Origin of the sequence: Streptomyces bacillaris, assembly GCF_003268675.1 — a bacterium.
In the GTDB taxonomy this organism is placed as follows: domain Bacteria; phylum Actinomycetota; class Actinomycetes; order Streptomycetales; family Streptomycetaceae; genus Streptomyces; species Streptomyces bacillaris.
In genome coordinates this window covers 6,066,044-6,084,932 of sequence record NZ_CP029378.1, presented here as the reverse complement: position 1 = coordinate 6,084,932, position 18,889 = coordinate 6,066,044, and the positions used below count along the sequence as shown (strand labels likewise).

The following is an 18,889-nucleotide window of genomic DNA, read 5'->3' as shown; positions in this document are numbered from 1 at the left end:
CCGCTGCCCCGGAGGGCGGCGACGGGCGTCCGCTGCGTCGTACCGTACGGAACTCAGCCCTGGCGGGCGAGGTCGGCAGCGCCCACCAGCCCTGCCTTGCCGCCGAGTTGGGCGGCGAGCACCTGCGCGTGCGGGCGCCACTCGCCGCCGATCAGCCAGCGCCGGAACGACTTGCGGATCGGGCCGAGGACCAGCTCGCCCTCGTCCGAGACGCCGCCGCCGACGATGAACGCGGACGGGTCGAAGAGCGAGGCGAGGTCGGCCAGTCCGGCACCGGCCCAGCGGGCCAGCTCGCGGAAGGAGTCGATCGCGACCGGGTCGCCCTGACGGGCGGCCTCGCTGATGTGCTTGCCCTCGATGCCGTCCGCCGTGCCGTCGCCGAGGCCCAGCAGTATGGCGGCGTTCTCCGGGGTGGCGTTGGCGCGCTGCTTGGCGTACCTCACGAGCGCGCGGCCGGAGGCGTACTGCTCCCAGCAGCCCTGGCTGCCGCAGCCGCAGAGCAGACCGTCCGGGACGACCCGGATGTGGCCGAACTCGGCGGCCACGCCGAAGCGTCCGCGGCGCAGCTTGTTGCCGATGATGATGCCGCCGCCGAGGCCGGTGCCGAGCGTGATGCAGATGACGTCGTCGTGGCCCTGGCCGGCGCCGAAGCGGTACTCGCCCCAGGCCGCCGCGTTGGCGTCGTTCTCGACGACGACGGGAAGGCCGACGCGCTGCTCGACCTTGTCCTTGAGCGGTTCGTGGCGCCAGTTGATGTTGGGCGCGAAGAGCACCGTGGCGCGCTTGTCGTCGACGTAACCGGCGGCGCCGATGCCGACGGCCTCCACGTCGTGTCCCTCGCTCGCCCCGGCCACCGCCGCGCAGATCGCGTCGACGATGCCTTCGGCCGTCGGGGGCGTCGCCACCTTGAACGTCGAGAGGATGCGGCCCTCTTCGTCGACCACTCCAGCCGCGATCTTCGTGCCGCCGATGTCGACGCCGATGGTGAGTCCCATGAATCCCTCAGTTTCGGTCGAGCCCCGCTAGGGCCAACCGTACCCGAGACAGGGCCCCCGCCCGGCCCGGACCGATCAGTCCAGGTCGATGCGCTCGGTGCCGGAGGGGCCTTCGCCGCGGCCCTCGTCACGCGGGTCGGAGGGGTCGTCGGCGGCCTTCTCGGTGCCCTTCCCGGCGGTGCTCGCGGGGTCGGCCGCCGTACGGGTCCAGCGGCTCTCCTGGCCCTCCACCGCCGAGCGGTAGGCGGCGAGCAGCTCGTTGCCCGCGGCGGCGAGGTGGTCGAAGACCTGGGGGTTGCGCTCGATGACGGGTTCGACGGCGGACCGCGCCTGGCGGATGGCCTGCTGGACCGCGCCCTGGGCGGCCGCGCCGAACAGCGGGGTCTGGAGGGCGGAGACCTTGTCGGCGACCGCGTCGACCAGCTTGCGCAGCTCCTCGGCGGCGGAGCCGGGCTGCGGGCCGTACTGCGCGCGGCGGCGGGCCTTCTCGGCGGCGAGGTCCTCGGCGCAGGCGTCGGCCCACGCGTCGTCGTCGACGGGACGATCGGTGGCTTCACTCATGACGGGCTCCTGCGACACGGGGTACCGGCCTCCGGCGGCCTGCGCCGACGGGGTTCGTACCATCGACGTTACCCGAATGGCCGCAGACCGTTCAGGACGCGCGGGTCAGGGCGCAGGGGTCATGGGGTACGGGGCCAGAGCCCCGGGTCGGGGGTGAAGCGGACGCGCAGGACGCCGTCGGTGAGGGCGGCGCCGGAGACCGTGCAGCGGCGCAGCGCGGAGGCGACCCTGATGATCCGGTGGAACGGGCCCACGGTCAGCAGCAGTTCGTCGCCCCGGCGGACCAGTCGCAGCCCCTCCTTGACCGCGCCGGGCAGCGGCAGGCACCAGGTCAGCTCGGCCGGAGTACCGCTCTCCCCCGGCTCCCCCTCGATCCACCACGGGTCCTCCGCCCGGCCCGCCTCGCGCTCGTCCGGCGCGGGGACGGCGAGCGCGGCCAGGTCGTCGCCGGTCCGGGGGTCGCGCCCCAGGTGGGGGGCCTCGTGGACCGGGATCCCGGGGGCCCACTCCGCGTGCCAGTGGCCCAGGCACTTCTCCTGCTCGGCGGCGAGCGCGGCGAACCAGGGGTCGGGCGAGTGGCGCGGCAGGACCCGGTTGGCCACCAGGAGGTCGGCGCGGAGCCCGTACAGGGCGAGGCCGGTGCGGGCGGTGCGCAGCGCCTCCTCGGCGGCGGGCCCCGGCTCGGCGGCCAGCCTCAGCGTCGTGGCGGAGTCCTCGACCAGGGCCTGTACGGCGGCCAGTTCGGCGTCCTTGCGGGCGGCGGCCTCGTACAGCCACTGGGCGGGCATCGGGACCCCGGCGAGCTGGGCGAGGACGGGGCGCAGGGCGCGGGCGGCCTGGCGTTCGGCGGGGAGGAGGCGGCGCAGATAGCGGCGGAGCTGCTCGGGCAGGGCCAGCAGGGCGAGGGCCTCGGTCAGCGGCGGGAGGTCGACGACGAGGGTGTCGTAACCGGCGGTGGACCAGTCGCCCGCGGCGGCCCGGTGCAGGGTGTGGAGGAGGGCGAGCTGGGCGGAGCCGGGGAGTTCGGTCAGCTCCTCGCCGTCCAGCCGCCCGGCGCCGACCAGGTCCAGGACGCCGGAGGCGCGCTCCTGGAGGTCGGTGAGTTCGGCGCGGAAGTGGGCACCGGAGTCGATCCGGGTGTGGTCGAGCCGGTCGGTGACCCTGGTGGGTTCCGTACCGCCGGGGAGGCCCGGTATGGGCTCGGCGGAGACCAGGAGCGTACGGCTGCCGCCGGCGGCCGCGGCCAGGGCGGTCGCCGCCGCGAGGGTGGTACGGCCTGCGCCGCCGGGGCCGGTGGTCAGGACCGTACGCATCGCGCTCAGCCCTGCGGGATGGATTCGACGCGCTTCTTCAGACCGGCGAGGGCCCGGTCGATGATGACCTTCTCGGCCTTGCGCTTGATCATGCCGAGGAGCGGGATCTTGACGTCGACGGCGAGCTTGTAGGTGACCTCGGTGCGCTCTCCGCCGGCGAGCGGGGCGAGGGCGTAGGTGCCGTCCAGGGAGCGGAGCATCTGGGACTTGACCAGGGTCCAGCTGACCTCGTGGTCGCCGGTCCAGGTGTACGACAGGACGTGGTCGTCCTTGATGGCCCCGGCGTCCAGGACGAGACGGACCTGCTCGGCGCGGCCCTGGGCGTCGGTGGCCAGCACCTCGGCCTCCTTCACCTCGCCGGTCCACTCCGGGTAGCGGGCGAAGTCCGCGATCACCGCCATGACGTCGGCCGGTGCCGCCTCGATCGTGATGCTCGAGCTGGTGTGTTCAGCCATCGCCGTGGCCCTCCAGTGCGGTGTTACCGGTCGCGTGCGGCAGGATCCTGCCGCACGTGCAGGCTATCGCGTGCCCGCCGCGCTCCGGTCCACGCCCCGGGCCCTTCCGGTCACCAGGTCAGCGCCCAGGGGGTGCCGGTGGAGGCGAAGTGGCCGACGTTGACGCACTCGGTGTCACCGATCCGCATCCGGCGGACCAACGGCTGGTGAACATGGCCGAAAAGCGCGTACCGGGGGCGGGTGGTGCGGATGGCCTCCAGCAGGGCACGGCTGCCGCGCTCGAAGCGGCGGGCGACGGTGTCGTACGTCAGCTCCGGGACCTCGGGCGGGATGTGCGAGCAGAGCACGTCGACCGGGCCGAGCGCCTCGACCTTGGCGGCGTACTCCTCGTCGCTGATCTCGTACGGGGTGTTCATCGGGGACGTGAGGCCGCCACCGACGAAGCCGAAGACCCGGCCGCCGATCTCCACCCGCTCGCCGTCCAGCACGGTGGTGCCGGGGCGGGCGTACTCGGGCCAGAGGTGGGGGACGTCGACGTTTCCGTAGGTGGCGTACGTCGGGGTGGGGAAGGCGGCGAAGAGTTCGGCGTACTGCTGACGTACGGCTCCGAGGATCTCGGAGTGGCGGTCGCGGCCCGCCCACAGCTCCCGGCCGAGGGCACGGGCCTCCTCGAAGCGGCGGGCGGTGCGCAGCGCGACGATGCGGCTCGCGTTCTCCTGGCCGAAGAGGGCGGGGAAGATGCCGCGCGAGTGGTCCCGGTAGTCGAGGAAGAGCACCAGGTCACCGAGGCAGATCAGCGCGTCGGCCCCTTCCCCGGCGCGGGCCAGGTCCTCGGTGTTGCCGTGGACGTCGCTGACGACGTGGATCCGGGTGGAGCGCCGCGGGCCCGCCGCCGGCCCGTCCGTTTCGCTGCCTCGCATACCGATCACCCTAGGACGCCCGCCCCCGCTCGGGTAGATCCGGCCGGACCTGCGGTTACTTTCGAGTCGTCGGGCCGGTGGACTACTGTGCGCGAAAAGGGCCATTTAGCTGTGTGATGCATAAGACATCTGGACGGACCCCCCTATCGGGAACCTGGTACCGGTGGGTAACGTCCGGGCAGTCCAGTCGTGCTCCCCCACCGAGCACCCGCCATTCTTGGACCGCAGCCGGTGCGTCACACAGAGCCGTGGCACCGGAGCCCGATGAGGAGCAGCAGTCTTGCGCGAGTTCAGCCTTCCGGCCCTGTACGAGGTCCCGACGGACGGCAATCTGACGGATCTGATCCGCCGCAACGCCGCTCAGCATCCCGACGTGGCGGTGATGAGCCGCAAGGTGGCCGGTGCGTGGGCCGATGTCACCGCCACCCAGTTCCTGGCCGAGGTGCGGGCCGCCGCCAAAGGGCTGATCGCCTCGGGCGTGCAGCCGGGCGACCGGGTCGCCCTGATGTCGCGCACCCGGTACGAGTGGGTGCTGCTGGACTTCGCGATCTGGAGCGCGGGCGCGGTGACCGTGCCGGTGTACGAGACCAGCTCCGCCGAGCAGGTGCAGTGGATCCTCAGCGACTCCGGTGCGGTGGCGGTGCTCGTGGAGAGCGACGCGCACGCGGCGGCGGTGGCCTCCGTACGGGAGGGGCTGCCGGATCTCGCGCACGTCTGGCAGATCGACGCGGGCGCCGTGAAGGCCCTGGGCGAGGCGGGTGCCGAGGTCTCGGACGAGACCATGGACCTGCGGATGGTCAGCGCCAAGGCGGACGACCCGGCGACCATCGTCTACACCTCCGGCACGACAGGCCGCCCCAAGGGCTGTGTGCTCACCCACCGCAGCTTCTTCGCGGAGTGCGGCAACGTGGTGGAGCGGCTGAAGCCCCTGTTCCGTACCGGCGAGTGCTCGGTGCTGCTCTTCCTGCCCGCCGCCCACGTCTTCGGCCGGATGGTCGAGGTGGCCTCGGTGATGGCCCCGATCCGGCTCGGCTGCGTCCCCGACATCAAGAACCTCACCGACGAGCTGGCCTCGTTCCGGCCGACGCTGATCCTGGGTGTCCCCCGCGTCTTCGAGAAGGTCTACAACGCGGCGCGCGCCAAGGCGCAGGCGGACGGCAAGGGCAAGATCTTCGACCGGGCCGCCGACACGGCCATCGCGTACAGCCGGGCGCTGTCCACCCCGCAGGGTCCCTCCTTCGGCCTGAAGCTCAAGCACAAGCTCTTCGACAAGCTGGTCTTCGGCAAGCTCCGCGCGGTCCTGGGCGGCAAGGGCGAGTTCGCGATCTCCGGCGGGGCCCCGCTCGGTGAGCGGCTCGGCCACTTCTACCGGGGCATCGGCTTCACGGTCCTGGAGGGCTACGGCCTGACCGAGAGCTGCGCGGCGACCGCGTTCAACCCGTGGGACCGGCAGAAGATCGGCACGGTCGGCCAGCCGCTGCCCGGCTCGGTGGTGCGGATCGCGGACGACGGCGAGGTGCTGCTCCACGGCGAGCACCTGTTCACCGGCTACTGGAAGAACGAGTCGGCCTCGGCCGAGGCGCTGGCCGACGGCTGGTTCCACACCGGGGACATCGGCACGCTCGACGAGGACGGCTATCTCGCGATCACCGGCCGCAAGAAGGAGATCATCGTCACGGCGGGCGGCAAGAACGTGGCCCCGGCGGTGATCGAGGACCGCATCCGCGCCCACGCGCTGGTCGCGGAGTGCATGGTGGTCGGGGACGGCCGCCCGTTCGTCGGCGCGCTGGTCACCCTGGACGAGGACTTCCTGGGCCGCTGGGCCGAGGAGCACGGCAAGCCCGCAGGCTCGACGGCCCTGTCGCTGCGCGACGACCCGGAGCTGCTGGCCGAGGTGCAGCGGGCGGTGGACGACGGCAACGCGGCGGTCTCCAAGGCCGAGTCCGTACGCAAGTTCCGGATCCTGCCCGCCCAGTTCACCGAGGAGGCGGGCCATATCACGCCGTCGCTGAAGCTGAAGCGGAACGTGGTGGCGAAGGACTTCGCGGACGAGGTGGAGTCGATCTACCGCGCCTGAGGTTTACGGGAGAGGGCCCGCACCGGGAGTCGGTGCGGGCCCTTTCGCGTACGGCACAGGGGTTACGGGAGAGGGCCCGCGCTCTCGCAGGCGCGGGCCCTCCGCCGTACGGTCGCGGGCGTCCCGTACGGCCATGGCGGGCAGCGGGCTTCAGACGCCCGGCCCGCCGCCCCGTACGGTCACAGCAGCGTCCTGAGCTTCTCCGCCAGCAGGTCCCAGCGCCACTTCTCCTCGACCCAGGCGCGCCCCCGCTCCCCCATCCGCTGCCGCAGCTCCGGGTCCCCGAGCAGCGTCACGATCCGGTCCGCCGCCTCCTCGGGGCTGCCGCCGCGCACCACCCACCCGGTCTCGCCGTCGAGCACCGCGTCCGGCGCGCCGCCCGAGTCCCCGGCCACCACCGGCAGCCCGGTCGCGGACGCCTCCAGGTAGACGATCCCGAGCCCCTCCACGTCCAGCCCGCCCCGCCGGGTCCGGCACGGCATGGCGAAGACGTCCCCGGCCCCGTAGTGCGCGGGCAGCTCCTCCCACGGCACGGGCCCGGTGAACCGCACCGAGTCCGCCACCCCGGTCTCCTCGGCCAGCCGCTTCAGCTCCTTGGCGTACGGGCCGCCGCCGACGATCAGCAGCACCGCGTCCGGGAGCTGCGCCAGGATCGCGGGCATGGCCAGGATCAGCGTGTCCTGGCCCTTGCGCGGCACCAGGCGGGAGACGCAGACGACCACGGGCCGGTCGGTCAGGCCGAGACGGGCCCGGACCCTGTCGCCGCCGGAGGCCGGGTGAAAGGTCTTCTCGTCGACGCCCGGCGGCAGTTGGACCATGCGGGCGGCCGCGTCCGGGGTGAGGGCGGCGGCGATGCGGGAGCGGGTGTACTCACCCAGATAGGTGATCGTGTCCGTCCCCTCCCCGATCCTCCGCAGCAGTTGCCGGGAGGCGGGCAGCTGCGCCCAGCCCGCCTCGTGGCCGTGGGTGGTGGCCACCAGCCGGCGGGCGCCCGCGCGGCGCAGCGCCGGGGCCGTCAGCCCGAGCGGGGCGGCGGCGCCGAACCAGACGGAGGTGCAGCCGTGTTCGCGCAGCAGGTCGGTGGCCCGGCGCGTGACGCGCGGGGTCGGCAGCAGCATCGTCGTCCGGTCCCGCACCACGGTGAACGGCTGGTCGGCGTCGAAGGCGGCGGTGGCCGCCGCACCTTCCTCGCCGCGCTTCCAGGTGGAGGCGTAGACGACGACCCGGTCGGGGTCCAGCCGCAGCGCCATGTTGTGCAGGAACGCCTGGATGCCACCGGGGCGGGGCGGGAAGTCGTTGGTCACGATCAGGGTCTTGTCCATCGCGGCCGACAGTACCGAACGGCCGCGCTTCACCGCCGCCGCCCTCGCTCCCCGGCATCATGGGCGGCCGGACGGGACCCGGAGACGATCGAGGGCAGCGGCGATGACGGCACGGCGGAAACCCATCGGCGCGGGACCCCTGCCGTACGGATTTCTGCCGTCCGGACTCCTGCGGCAGGGACGACTGCCGCTTGCACGCCTCCCGTACGGGCTCCTGCCGTGCGCGGTCTGGGCGCTGACCCGGACCGCCCTGCTGCTCTGCGTGTTCCACGTCTTCACCGTCCCCGGCCCGGACGTCACCGTGGACGTCTCGGTGATCTACCGGGGCTGGTACGAGACGCTGCTCACCGGCACGTACCCGCTGGACGACGTCACCTGGCAGTACCCGCCCGGGGCCGCCGTGGCGATCCTCTCCCCCGCCCTGCTGCCCTTCTGGGAGTACGCGACCGCCTTCTACGCCCTCGTCCTGCTCTGCGACGCCCTGGTGTGCGGGCTGCTGCTGTACGCGGGGCGGCGGCCGGGGATGCGGGCGGCGGGCGCGTGGGTGTGGATCGTGGGGGTGCCGCTGCTGGGGCCGACCGGCTACGCCCGCTACGACCTGATGGTGACGGCGGTGGCGGTGGCCGCGCTGCTGGCCGGGGTGCCGCGGCCCCGGGTGCTGGGAGTGCTGGCCGCGTTCGGGGCACTGCTGAAGGTGTGGCCGGCGCTGGTGCTGGTGGGGGTGCGACGGGGGCGGCCGGCCCGGGCGGCCTGGTCGGCGGCGGCGCTGACGGGGACCGGTCTGGCGGTGGCGTTCGGGCTGTGGATGCCGGGGGCGTACGCCTTCCTCGCCTTCCAGCGGGACCGGGGCACGGAGATCGAGTCGCTGGGGGCGCTGTACTTCCATCTCGCGCGCCACTTCGGCTGGGAGGGGCGGGTGGAGCTGCACTACGGTTCGATGGAGTTCCTCGGGCCGGGGGTGGAGATCGTCTCCGCGCTGGCGCTGGGGCTCGCCGCGCTCGCGCTGGGCTGGCTGCTGGTGTGGCGGCTGCGGGCCCGTACGTTCGCGGCCCACACCCCGGCGCAGGCCGCGTTCACGGCGGTGCTGCTGTTCACCACGACGAGCCGGGTGATCAGCCCGCAGTACGTGGTGTGGCTGGTCGGGCTGGCGGCGGTCTGCCTGGCCTTCCGGAACGGCGGGATGGTGCGGCCCGCCGTGCTGGTGCTGGTGGCGGCCGGGGTGACGGTGCTGGAGTTCCCGGTGTACTTCGCCGAGGTGGTGGCGAGCGACGCGTGGGGCGTGGTGCTCCTGTCGTCGCGGAACGGGCTGCTGGTGGCGGCCTCGGTGATCGCCGCGCGGCGGCTGTGGCGGGAGACGGTGCCGGGGAAGTCCGAGGCTGCCCCGGTCGCCGGGGATCAGCCGAGCCGGGTGCTGAGGTAGTCGCGCCAGTCGGCGGTGAACCGCTCCGGCGTGGTGTCGAGCACCGCGTCCATCGCCTGCTCCACCGACCCGTCCCGCCCGGAGTGGGCCCCCACGGCCGCGTAGAAGGCGGTCAGCTTCTCCTTGCCCCACCGCTCCGCGATCAGCTCGCAGGCCATCCAGGCGCTCTCGTAGGCCCGGGACAGCTCGTCTGCGTCGCCGTCGAATCCGAAGTCCTCGTCGACGGGGAACACGTCGGGTACGTCACCGGCCCGGACCGCCTTGGTCAGCGCGGGGGCGATGAGATCGGGAGTGCGGTCCTCGCCCCGGTAGGCGGCCCAGTCGGCGAAGCCCTCGGAGAGCCAGACGGGGGTGGCGGCGGAGGTGCTGGTCCGGGTGGCGACATGGACCGTCTCATGGGTCAGGACGATGCGCTGGCCGAAGCTGCCGAGGGAGTCGTACGCCTGCGGGTTGACGATCACCCGGTCCGCGATGGCCGGGCGCTCCCCACTGGTCCCCGCCTCGCCCGTGGTGACGGCGGCGATCCCCCGGTAGCTGGCCTCCGGGGAGCCCAGCAGCCCCGCCATGGACTTCACGGAGTCCGGGACGTGGACGACCACCCGGCGCGCCCACTCCCCCGGCCAGGCGTCGGAGACGGCCGGTACGGCGAGGTCCACGGTGTCCGCGATCCGGCGCAGCTCCTCCTGCGGCCGCCCGACGCCCAGGACGAGGCTGTGGGCGCCCCGGACGACCGCCACCTTCCCCTGGTGCCAGAGCTGGTCGGAGGCGCCGTCGGCGGGCCGGTCGGCGGTGACGTACCAGCGGTCGCCCTCGCGCATCAGCTCCAGGGTGCGGCGGGTGGCGACGGGCGCGGTGTCGTACCCGTCGATCCGGTAGCGCAGCTCCACCTCGGCGGTGGCCCAGTCGCCGTCCTGCTCGGGCGTCTCCCGTACCTCGTACGTCCAGGACTTCAGGGGTACGTCGGCGAGGTTGGCGAACTCCGTGCGCTGGGCGGCCCGCAGCTTCTGCGCCTCGGGAGCGATCGGCTCCAGGTACCCCGCCGCGTCCCCGGCCAGGACGGCGGCGGCCCGGCGCTCCAGGGTGGCGTCGAGCTCCCGGACGGTGAGGGAGGTGTCGGCACCGGCCGGGGGCGCGCAGCCGGGGGCGGCGGCGGTCAGCAGGGCGGCGAGCACCAGTCCCGCAGCACGCCGGGGGAACCGGGGGCGCCCCGCTCGCGTACCTCGTCCTCGTCCGGCCACCCTGCCGATCGTACGGTCCGTGGCGGGCGGCGGCCCGGCCCGGGCGGGCCGCCGGGCCCGAGGACGGCCGGATCCGGACGTACGGCCAGGTCGGCGCGGTGGCTGCGGGTGCTGCGGTGGCCGGGAGGCGTCAGATGCGGGTGACCGAGGAGACCGGCATCATGCCGACCGGGTCGTAGCGGATCGCGGCGCCCGGGTAGGGGGCGTGGATGACCTGGCCGTTGCCGACGTACATGCCGATGTGGCTGGCGTCGGCGCGGTAGGCGACCAGGTCGCCGGGCTGGGCCTGGGAGAGGGGCACCATGCGGCCCGCGTACCGCTGGGCCTGGGAGGTGCGGGGCAGGCTCACCCCGGCCTGGGCGTAGGCCCACTGCATGAGGCCGGAGCAGTCGAAGCCGGAGGGCCCGTTGGCGCCCCACACGTACGGCTTGCCGAGCGCCCGGTGGGCGGCGGCCACGGCGGACATCGCGCGGGCCGAGCCGGGGGCGACGCCGGAGAGGTCGGGGGCGCCGGTGCGGCCGGAGCGGGAGGCCCGGTCGAAGGAGGCGCGGTCCTCGGCGGGGAGGGAGGCCAGCAGTTGGCGGGCCTGGCGGAGCTTGGCCTCGACGGATCTCTTGTGGCGGGTGACGGCGGCCCGGTTGCGCTCCAGCTCGGCAAGGGCGCGGGTGGCCTCGGCGCGGGTCTGGGCGAGCCCGCGCTGGGCGTGCCGGAGCTTGTCCAGGGTCAGCGCCTGGCGGGCTCCGGCCCGGTCGAGGGCGGCGGCCCGCTCCAGATAGGTGTCCGGGTCGGAGGAGAGCAGCAGCGCGAGGGCCGGGTCGATGGCGCCGGTGCGGTACTGGGCGCCCGCCATCGCGCCGAGCGCGTTGCGCATCCGGTTGACGGCCTCCTGGCCGCGGGCGGTCGCGTCCTGGGCCCGGTCCGCCTCGCCGCGCAGCCGTGCCACCCGCTCCCCGGCCTCGTTGTACCGCTCGGTGGCGCGCTCGGCCTCGCTGTAGAGCCGGTCGACGGCGGCCTTGGCGCTCTCGCGGGTGTCCTTCGGGTCGGCGCTCGCCGGGGCTCCGGTGAGGGTGGCGGCCGCGGTGGCTGCCGCGGCCGAGACGACCGTGACACGGACGCTCCGGGGAATGCCGGACTGGGTGGGACGGCGATGGGACACCACAGGAAGCCGCACTTCCTTCCGCTGACGCAGTTGACGCAGGAACGCGCGGCCCCCCTGCCGCCCGGGAACGGGCGGACCGATGGGCGGGAGCCGCACAGCAGCCAGACAGTAATCGGACGACTACCTGGCGGCCAACGACCGCGCCGGTGGCGGAGGTGGCGTCGAACGGCCCTGCCCCGCCGGTGACCTCGGTCTCCGGCGGGGCAGGGCGTCAGCGTGGGGTGAGGCGATTCCCTCGTTCGGGCGTCGTCCTCGGTGGGCGTGGCGCCCGGTGTCAGGCGCCTCGCTCCGGGTTCGTACGCGTCAGATGCGGACGCCGAACTGGAAGGTGCCCATGTAGTCCATCGACTCGTAGCGGACGACGGTGCCCGGCTTCGGGGCGTGCAGGATCTGGTTGTTCCCGGCGTAGAAGCCCACGTGCGACAGGCCGTTGAAGAAGACCAGGTCGCCCGGCTTGAGCTGGCTGCGGCCGATCTTCACGCCGTCGTTCTGCTGGGTGTAGGTGGTCCGGCTGATGTTGACGCCGGCCTGGGCGAAGGCCCACTGGGTCAGCCCGGAGCAGTCGTAGGAGTTGGGGCCGGAGCCGCCGGAGACGTACGGCTTGCCGAGCTGGGTGGCGGCGGCGGAGAGGGCGGCGGCGCCACGGTTGGAGGCGGGGGCCTCGTTGCCGAGCTGGACGCGCTCGCTGGTGGCGCGGCTGGCGCGGTCCTTCGCCGCCTCCTCCTCCTGGATCTTGGCACGCTCGGCGGCGGTCAGGCTGTTGAGGAGGCGCTGCGCGTCGGCCAGCTTGCCCTGGTACTTCTTCTTGTTCTCGCCCAGCTGCTTGCGGACCTCGGCGAGGTCGCCCAGCTTGTCCTGGGCCTCCTTGCGCTGCTGCGCGAGGGTGCGCTGCTTGGCCTGGATCTTCTGCAGGGACTCCGTCTGCTTGACCGTCAGCTGGTCGAGCGCGGAGGCCTGGTCGAGGAAGCTGTCCGGGTCCGAGGCGAGGAAGAGGGCGACCGAGGGGTCGATACCGCCGGAGCGGTACTGCGCGGTGGCGATCGAACCCAGCTCGCCGCGCAGGGTGTTCAGCTCGTCCTGGCCGCGGGCGACCTTGTCCTGGAGCGCGTCGACCTGCTTCTTCAGCTTGTCCTGCTGCTCCTTGGCCCCGTTGTACTTCTCGGTGGCGGCCTCGGCCTCGTGGTAGAGCTTGTCGACCTTCGCCTTGACCTCGTTCTTGGTCGGCTTGGGGTCGGCATGGGCGGCCTGGGAGGTCAGGGCCACGGCCGCAGCGGCGGTCGCGGTGAGCACGGTCACGCGCGCGCGGCTCGGCTGCTTGGGACGACGGTGGGACGCCACGAAGGCGAGCTCCTTCTTCCTCAGAGCCGCCTACCGGGCTGTGGGGGAAAGATTCCCCGGCTCCGTGCGCTCACGGACTCGGCGGTTCCTTCGCCGTCACCCCCAATGGGTGATCAACCGTGCGAAGGTTCGAGGCCTGACCCTAGTGACCATCTTGTGATCAGTTCAAATCCTCACAGGATTTTTCTCGTCACATCAGGCACTTCTTTACTCTCACCGCACCACGTGTAGCGATGACTTGACGGTACGTTCCCAGAAATCCGGCATGTCACACATGTCGAACATTCATCCCTGGACGCGCGAAAGCCGCTTGAGGAGCAAGACGGACGCGACGGGCCGGGCACCGGCCTTGGCCACCCCGTCGGCCACCTCACGGTCGGTCGAGACGACCACCACGGGCCTCCCCGGGGGCTCCGCGCGGGCGAGTTGGCGGATCAGCTCGTCCGCGGTGACCCCCGCCTTGCTGAAGAGCACCCGCACCCCGCGCGGCGGGGCGAGCAGCACCGGCGCGGCCAGTTCGGCGCCGTCGAAGACACAGGTCACCTCGGCGCCGGACTGCGCGGCCAGCATCGACAGGCCGCCCAGCAGCCGCAACCGCTGCTTCTCCAGCGGCATCTGCGGATAGCCGGTCTTGGTGACGTTGTAGCCGTCCACGATGAGATGCGCCTGCGGCAGCGCCAGCAGCTGGTCGAGCAGCGCCGGGTCCGTCTCGGAAAGCGCCCTGGCGGCAATGTCCTTGGGCGACATGCGCCCCGGCTCCACCGCGTCCACGCTGTCGGCCGGGCGGGTGGTCACCGGGGGCAGGGCCAGTTCGCGCCGGAGCCCCGAGGCCGCGTCCAGCACGGTGTCCAGGAGCAGCCGCAGCCGCATGTCCTCCACCGAGCGGCCCTCGCGGGCGGCCCGCCGGCTCGCCTCCAGAGCGGCCTCGGCCTCACCGAGGCGGTGCTTGAGCCGGCGCGACTCGCTCTCGGCGGCGGAGAGCTGGGCCGCCGCCTCGGCCCGCTGGGCGTCCGCGTCGGCGGCGCTGCGGCGCAGGGCGGCCTCGCCGCGTTTCACCTCGCTGAGCGCGGAGCGGAGCTTGCGGTGGAGCGACTCGGACTCCTTGCGGGCCGCGTCCAGCTCGGCGCGGAGCCGCTCGGTCTCGGTACGGGTGTGGGCGCGCGCCCGCTCCAGCTCCTCGCGGAGCTGGGCCAGTTCACGGCGGGTCTCCTCGTCCACCCGCTCCGCGTCGGCCCGCTGGACCTCCTCGCCGGCCGCCTCGACCAGCTTGACCCAGCCCACCGGGCGCAGCACATAGGCGGCCGCCGCCACATCGACCGGATCGGCGGCGGCGGGCGGCGCACCCGCCTCCAGCGCACCGGCCAGCTCCGGCTGGGAGTGGCTCAGCCGCTCACCGATGCGCCGCCGGAAGAGCGGGTCGCTCTCCAGGGCGGCGGCCATCGCGTTCCCGGCGAACTTGGCCCGCCGGGTCGGGGTGAACCGGGCATACTGCCGCAACTGGGCGGGCAGTTCGGCGACGGTCAGCCCGCCGAAGGCCTCCGCGACCAGGGCGACGACCCGCCGCCGTACGCCTTCGGGCAGCGGACGGTCGAGCGCCTCTGCACCGCCGTCGGCCGCATCGGCCGGTTCGGCGCCGCTGGTCGGCTGTTCCACCGTCCGTCACCCCATAGATATGTCTGTCGGTGCGCTCCCTCAGGAGGCGGCACCCGGCCTGTCCACCAGTTCGATCTGGTCCACCGCGTTGCACCAACGACAGCGGACCGACTCGATGGTCTCACTGACCACCTCCCGCTCCTCGACACTGGACTCACCGGCCAGGTCGAGATGGACGTACTCCACGACCTTGGAGGACCGCGTCACGTCGAAGCGCGTGAGATTGCCGCACAAGGTGCAGCGCCAGCGGGTCGAGTCCGTCGGCAGGGGAACCGTCGTCATCGTCTGCGTCCTCTTTCGTCGTCTCCAGGAGCCCGCGCCGGGCGCACCGCCGCGACTCCACCTGTCTACGTCAAGGATCTCGCGGTGCGCCGTCGAACTGCGGAAGTCCTGGCGTAACCCTACGGCCTCGCGTATAGGCATCGGCACGGCGAGGCGCTCCGTCCCGTTCTCCCCCGGTACGCCATGCTCTGTACATGATCGACGTACGGCGGTTCGCCCGCTGGACCACGGCCGCACGGGCCCGGGAGCGGACGGCGGGCGGGGCGCCGGTGACGTACGGGCTGATCGCCCTGTGCGGCGCGATCTTCCTGATCAGCCCGCTCTCCGGGTTCGGCGGCGCCTCCTACGGCAGCCAGGACGCGCTGCTCGCCGCGCAGGCCGGGTACTTCGAGCGGTGGGGGGTGATCCCGGCCGAGCTGTGGGAGGGCTCGCCGCGCGCCCTGCTCACCCCGTTCACCGCGCTGTTCGTGCACGGCAGCTGGCTGCACCTGCTGGGCAACCTGCTCTTCCTGTACGTGTTCGGGGCGATGGCCGAGGAGCGGATGGGCCGGGTCCACTTCGCGCTCTTCTACGTGGGGTGCGGCTATCTGGCGCTGGTCTGCTACGCGGCGGTCCACGCGGACTCGGGCCAGACGCTGGTCGGCGCCTCCGGCGCGATCTCGGCGGTGCTCGGCGCCTTCCTGTACCTGTTCCCGAAGGCCCGGGTGACCAGCCTCTTCCCGTTCCTCTTCTTCCTGCCGCTGCGCTTCCCGGCCTGGATCGTGCTGGTCTTCTGGTTCGGGCTCCAGTGGGCGGCCGCCCAGGCGGCGGACGCGGGGCCGGGGGTGGCGTATCTGGCGCATGTGGCGGGGTTCGCGGCCGGGTTCCTCTACGCCTGGGTGCGGTATCGGGGTGGGGCTAAGGTGAAGGTTCCAGCCACGGCGACCGAGGGAGACAGACAGCCGTGATCACCGCGATCGTGCTCATCAAGACCAGCGTGGACCGGATTCCGGAGATCGCCGAGGCCATCGCCGCGCTGGACAGTGTCAGCGAGGTCTTCTCCGTCACCGGCACCTACGACCTGATCGCCATGGTCCGGGTCGCCCGCCACGACGACCTCGCGGACGTCATCCCCGGCCGGATCAGCAAGATCCCGGGCGTCGAGGGCACCGACACCCATGTGGCGTTCCGTACGTACTCCCAGCACGACCTGGAGGCGGCGTTCGCGATCGGCCTGGACGCGTAGGACCGTACGCACGTCGGCCGGGGACGGGCAGCGCGCCCGTCCCCGGCCGAGGCGTATCAAACCGTACGGGCGGCCTCGCCCCGGTCCGGGACGCAACGGCCGTCCTCGGTGCGGTACTTCCACCGGGCGCCCTGGCGGACCAGCTCGGAGACCGCGCGCAGGAACCGCTCGATGTGCTCGTCCGGCGTACCGGCCCCGAAGCTGACGCGGATGGCGTTGAGCGAGCGCTCGCCCGGCTCGGCCTCGGGGGCGCCGCACTCGCCCGGGTCCTGCGGGTCGCTGCCGAGGAGGGTGCGCACCAGCGGGTGGGCGCAGAAGAGGCCGTCGCGGACGCCGATGCCGTACTCGGCGGAGAGGGCGGCGGCGAAGTGCGAGCTGTTCCAGCCGCGCACCACGAAGGAGATGACCCCGACCCGGGGCGCGTCGTCCCCGAAGAGCGAGAGCACCTGGACCTCGGGCACCTCGGCCAGCCCCTCACGGACCCGGCGCACCAGTTCCTGCTCCCGGGCCACCAGGGTGTCGAACCCCGCCTCGGTGAGGGCCTTGCAGGCGGAGGCGATGGAGTAGACGCCGATCACGTTGGGCGAACCGGCCTCGTGGCGGGCGGCCGTGGTGTGCCAGTCGACGTCCACGCCCCCGTCCGCGCGCCGGGCGACCTTGCGGGAGGCGCCGCCGCCGACGAGGTACGGCTCGGCCGCCTGGAGCCAGTCGGCGCGGCCCGCGAGGACGCCCGAGCCGAAGGGCGCGTACAGCTTGTGGCCGGAGAACGCGACCCAGTCGACGTCCAGTTCGGCGATGTCCACGGGGTGGTGCGGGGCGAGCTGGGCGGCGTCCAGGACGATCCGGGCCCCGTGCGCGTGCGCGGCGGCGGCCAGTTCCTTCACCGGCCACAGCTCACCGGTCACGTTGGAGGCACCGGTCACGCAGACGAGGGCCGGGCCGTAGGGGGCGCGGTCCGCGAGCGCCCGCTCCAGGGTCTCCACCGCCTGGCCCGGGGTGCGGGGCGCGTTGAGGTAGGTGACCTGGGCGTCGCGCCAGGGCAGCAGGGAGGCGTGGTGCTCGGTCTCGTACACGAAGACCTGGCAGCCGGCCGGGATCGCGGCGGCCAGCAGGTTGAGGGAGTCGGTGGTGGAGCGGGTGAAGACGACCTGGTCGTCGGCGCGGCAGCCGAGGAACTCCGCGACCGTGCGACGGCTGTTCTCGAAGAGGTCGGTGGAGAGCTGCGAGAGGTATCCGGCACCGCGGTGGACGCTGCCGTAGTACGGGGCGTACGCGGCCACGTCGTCCCAGACCCGCTGGAGGGCCGGGGCGCTGGCGGCGTAGTCGAGTGCGGCATAGGTGACTTCACCGCCGGTGACGAGCGGAACGGTGACATCCTGCCCCAGAACGGGCAGTGGGGCACAAACCGACGAGTCGAGGGCAGCGGTGGAGACAGACATGGCGAACTCCCGTAACAGGCAGGCGAAATCTGCGCGCCTGCGGATACGCGGCGGCGCGGAGAAGGAAGGAAAAGAGGGTGCGCTGAAGAAGGGCGGTCAGCTCAGGGCGTGACGAAGCCCTGGGACGAGCCCTAACGCATTCGCTTGCTCACAGAAGGCTCCCTAGGGACCAGGACCCCGGGGGCTGACGTCCATTGGACGCCGAGGGGCCCGCGCTTGCCGCAGACCTCGCTGCCTACGGCCTGGTCTTCACCCGGGGCACCCCGCCACGGACGGAGGGTTGCCGGACAGCGGGCCGGGGCCGTAGTCGCTGTCACTCATGACCTGCGCAGCATCTTGCCATACGTACGGGGACGCGCAAGGGCGCGGTCCGGCATCCGGACTGCGCCCTGCGTCACATTCGGCGTCTCAGGCGTTACTGGCCGCCACCCAGCGCTCCAGGGCGCGCTTGGCGGCCCCGGAGTCGATGGCCTCGGCGGCCACCTGGATCTGCGCCGCGATCCGCTCGGTCAGCGGGCCGGTCCCCGGGTCGAGCGCGACGAGCGCCGCCGCCGCGTTGAGCAGCACCGCCTCCCGTACCGCGCCGCCCTCGCCGTCCAGCAGCCGACGGGCCACATCGGCGTTGTACGAGGCGTCGGCGCCGCGCAGCGCCTCGACGGGGACGATGGTCAGCCCGACGTCGCGCGGGTCGAACGGCTCCTCGCGCACCTCCCCGTCACGGACCACCCAGATCCGCGAGGTGGCGGTGGTGGTCAGCTCGTCGAGCCCGTCGTCACCGCGGAAGACAAGCGCCGAGTTGCCCCGCTCCGCGAGCACGCCCGCGACGATGGGCGCCATCCGGGCGTCGGCCACCCCGATCGCCTGGGCGCGCACCTGGGCCGGGTTGGTGAGGGGTCCCAGGATGTTGAACGTGGTCTGCGCGCCCAGCTCCTTGCGGGCCTTGGCGGCGTACCGCAGGGCGGGGTGGAACTTGACGGCGAAACAGAACGTGATGCCCGCCGCCTCCGCGACCTCCACCACCCGCTGCGGGGTCAGCTCCAGGTTGACGCCCAGCTTCTCCAGGACGTCGGAGGAGCCGCTCGCGGAGGAGGCGGCCCGGTTGCCGTGTTTGACGACCTTGGCGCCGGTCCCGGCGATGACGATCGCGGCCATGGTCGAGATGTTGACGGTCTTGGCGAGGTCGCCGCCGGTGCCGACGATGTCGACGGTGCGGCCGGGCACCTCGATGGTGTTGGCGTGCGCGTACATCGCGCGCACCAGCCCGGTGACCTCCTCGACGGTCTCGCCCTTGGCCCGCAGCGCCACCGCGAAGCCGGCGATCTGCGCGTCGGTGGCCTCGCCGCTCATGATGCGGTCCATCGCCCAGGCGGTCTCCTCGGAGGAGAGGTTCTCGCCGCGCAGCAGGGGGTTCAGCAGGCCGGGCCAGGAACGGTCCGCCACGCTGTCGCCGCCGCTCGGGGTCACAACGTTCATGGTCCGCTCCAGGGGTCCA

Annotated in this window: 17 protein-coding genes and 1 riboswitch; of the genes, 4 read left to right on the top strand and 13 right to left on the bottom strand. The window is 73.0% G+C overall.

Features of this window, described 5'->3' with window-relative positions; translation table 11 throughout:
• Window positions 1-53: 53 nt before the first annotated feature.
• From DJ476_RS26410 to DJ476_RS26390, 5 genes are all read right to left on the bottom strand, one after another.
• Entirely contained in the window at window positions 54-995 is a 942-nt protein-coding gene (locus DJ476_RS26410; protein ID WP_103421232.1) for an ROK family glucokinase, read from the bottom strand.
• 75 nt (window positions 996-1,070) lie between these two features.
• On the bottom strand, window positions 1,071-1,556 hold the full coding sequence (locus DJ476_RS26405) for a DUF5304 domain-containing protein (RefSeq protein WP_053561563.1): 486 nt from the start codon (window positions 1,554-1,556) through the stop codon (window positions 1,071-1,073).
• Between the two features lie 119 nt (window positions 1,557-1,675).
• The gene (locus DJ476_RS26400; RefSeq protein WP_103421233.1) at window positions 1,676-2,869 is read right to left on the bottom strand and encodes an ArsA family ATPase; all 1,194 of its coding nucleotides are present in this window, start codon (window positions 2,867-2,869) and stop codon (window positions 1,676-1,678) included.
• Window positions 2,870-2,874: 5 nt separating this feature from the next.
• A complete protein-coding gene (locus DJ476_RS26395; RefSeq protein WP_103421234.1) occupies window positions 2,875-3,324 on the bottom strand; it encodes an SRPBCC family protein in 450 nt (149 codons plus the stop codon).
• A 110-nt stretch (window positions 3,325-3,434) separates the two neighbouring features.
• A complete protein-coding gene (locus DJ476_RS26390) occupies window positions 3,435-4,244 on the bottom strand; it encodes a metallophosphoesterase family protein (RefSeq protein WP_103421235.1) in 810 nt (269 codons plus the stop codon).
• Window positions 4,245-4,524: 280 nt separating this feature from the next.
• Between DJ476_RS26390 and DJ476_RS26385 the strand changes: the two genes are divergently transcribed.
• Window positions 4,525-6,321: an AMP-dependent synthetase/ligase gene (locus DJ476_RS26385; RefSeq protein ID WP_103421236.1), complete on the top strand. Its 1,797-nt coding sequence runs from the start codon at window positions 4,525-4,527 to the stop codon at window positions 6,319-6,321.
• 179 nt (window positions 6,322-6,500) lie between these two features.
• On the opposite strand, the gene DJ476_RS26380 is transcribed toward DJ476_RS26385, so the two are convergent.
• The gene (locus DJ476_RS26380) at window positions 6,501-7,643 is read right to left on the bottom strand and encodes a glycosyltransferase family 4 protein (RefSeq protein ID WP_112492630.1); all 1,143 of its coding nucleotides are present in this window, start codon (window positions 7,641-7,643) and stop codon (window positions 6,501-6,503) included.
• 103 nt (window positions 7,644-7,746) lie between these two features.
• On the opposite strand from DJ476_RS26380, the gene DJ476_RS26375 reads away from it, so the two are divergent.
• The gene (locus DJ476_RS26375) at window positions 7,747-9,063 is read left to right on the top strand and encodes a glycosyltransferase 87 family protein (RefSeq protein ID WP_112491718.1); all 1,317 of its coding nucleotides are present in this window, start codon (window positions 7,747-7,749) and stop codon (window positions 9,061-9,063) included.
• On the opposite strand, the gene DJ476_RS26370 is transcribed toward DJ476_RS26375, so the two are convergent.
• The 5 genes from DJ476_RS26370 to DJ476_RS26350 form a co-directional block, all read right to left on the bottom strand.
• Entirely contained in the window at window positions 9,039-10,301 is a 1,263-nt protein-coding gene (locus DJ476_RS26370) for a hypothetical protein (RefSeq protein WP_112491717.1), read from the bottom strand. The genes DJ476_RS26375 and DJ476_RS26370 overlap by 25 nt on opposite strands.
• A 130-nt stretch (window positions 10,302-10,431) precedes the next feature.
• The gene (locus tag DJ476_RS26365; RefSeq protein ID WP_103421239.1) at window positions 10,432-11,460 is read right to left on the bottom strand and encodes a C40 family peptidase; all 1,029 of its coding nucleotides are present in this window, start codon (window positions 11,458-11,460) and stop codon (window positions 10,432-10,434) included.
• A gap of 303 nt (window positions 11,461-11,763) precedes the next feature.
• Window positions 11,764-12,798, bottom strand: a complete 1,035-nt coding sequence (locus tag DJ476_RS26360) for a C40 family peptidase (RefSeq protein WP_112491716.1) — start codon at window positions 12,796-12,798, stop codon at window positions 11,764-11,766.
• A 285-nt stretch (window positions 12,799-13,083) separates the two neighbouring features.
• A complete protein-coding gene (locus tag DJ476_RS26355; protein ID WP_019766371.1) occupies window positions 13,084-14,451 on the bottom strand; it encodes an NYN domain-containing protein in 1,368 nt (455 codons plus the stop codon).
• A gap of 39 nt (window positions 14,452-14,490) precedes the next feature.
• Complete coding sequence (locus DJ476_RS26350) at window positions 14,491-14,733, bottom strand: hypothetical protein (RefSeq protein ID WP_003969643.1); 243 nt, start codon at window positions 14,731-14,733, stop codon at window positions 14,491-14,493.
• Window positions 14,734-14,927: 194 nt separating this feature from the next.
• Between DJ476_RS26350 and DJ476_RS26345 the strand changes: the two genes are divergently transcribed.
• Window positions 14,928-15,680 (top strand): rhomboid family intramembrane serine protease, encoded by a 753-nt coding sequence (locus DJ476_RS26345; protein WP_103421240.1) that lies wholly within the window; start codon window positions 14,928-14,930, stop codon window positions 15,678-15,680.
• A complete protein-coding gene (locus DJ476_RS26340; RefSeq protein ID WP_003969641.1) occupies window positions 15,677-15,958 on the top strand; it encodes an Lrp/AsnC family transcriptional regulator in 282 nt (93 codons plus the stop codon). The genes DJ476_RS26345 and DJ476_RS26340 overlap by 4 nt, the downstream gene beginning before the upstream one ends.
• Before the next feature lie 56 nt (window positions 15,959-16,014).
• On the opposite strand, the gene DJ476_RS26335 is transcribed toward DJ476_RS26340, so the two are convergent.
• On the bottom strand, window positions 16,015-17,397 hold the full coding sequence (locus DJ476_RS26335; protein ID WP_112491715.1) for an aminotransferase class V-fold PLP-dependent enzyme: 1,383 nt from the start codon (window positions 17,395-17,397) through the stop codon (window positions 16,015-16,017).
• A gap of 207 nt (window positions 17,398-17,604) precedes the next feature.
• Window positions 17,605-17,722: riboswitch (SAM riboswitch) on the bottom strand.
• 83 nt (window positions 17,723-17,805) lie between these two features.
• On the bottom strand, window positions 17,806-18,870 hold the full coding sequence (gene trpD / locus DJ476_RS26330) for an anthranilate phosphoribosyltransferase (protein ID WP_053563044.1): 1,065 nt from the start codon (window positions 18,868-18,870) through the stop codon (window positions 17,806-17,808).
• Between the last annotated feature and the right edge of the window lie 19 nt (window positions 18,871-18,889).

What these genes read in the sequence shown, in the direction of transcription:
- DJ476_RS26390 (WP_103421235.1), bottom strand. Translation starts at nt 4,244, where the DNA reads ATGCGAGGCAGCGAAACGGACGGGCCGGCGGCGGGCCCGCGGCGCTCC.
- DJ476_RS26335 (WP_112491715.1), bottom strand. Translation starts at nt 17,397, where the DNA reads ATGTCTGTCTCCACCGCTGCCCTCGACTCGTCGGTTTGTGCCCCACTG.
- DJ476_RS26405 (WP_053561563.1), bottom strand. Translation starts at nt 1,556, where the DNA reads ATGAGTGAAGCCACCGATCGTCCCGTCGACGACGACGCGTGGGCCGAC.
- DJ476_RS26345 (WP_103421240.1), top strand. Translation starts at nt 14,928, where the DNA reads ATGATCGACGTACGGCGGTTCGCCCGCTGGACCACGGCCGCACGGGCC.
- DJ476_RS26395 (WP_103421234.1), bottom strand. Translation starts at nt 3,324, where the DNA reads ATGGCTGAACACACCAGCTCGAGCATCACGATCGAGGCGGCACCGGCC.
- DJ476_RS26410 (WP_103421232.1), bottom strand. Translation starts at nt 995, where the DNA reads ATGGGACTCACCATCGGCGTCGACATCGGCGGCACGAAGATCGCGGCT.
- DJ476_RS26350 (WP_003969643.1), bottom strand. Translation starts at nt 14,733, where the DNA reads ATGACGACGGTTCCCCTGCCGACGGACTCGACCCGCTGGCGCTGCACC.
- DJ476_RS26375 (WP_112491718.1), top strand. Translation starts at nt 7,747, where the DNA reads ATGACGGCACGGCGGAAACCCATCGGCGCGGGACCCCTGCCGTACGGA.
- DJ476_RS26380 (WP_112492630.1), bottom strand. Translation starts at nt 7,643, where the DNA reads ATGGACAAGACCCTGATCGTGACCAACGACTTCCCGCCCCGCCCCGGT.
- trpD (WP_053563044.1), bottom strand. Translation starts at nt 18,870, where the DNA reads ATGAACGTTGTGACCCCGAGCGGCGGCGACAGCGTGGCGGACCGTTCC.
- DJ476_RS26400 (WP_103421233.1), bottom strand. Translation starts at nt 2,869, where the DNA reads ATGCGTACGGTCCTGACCACCGGCCCCGGCGGCGCAGGCCGTACCACC.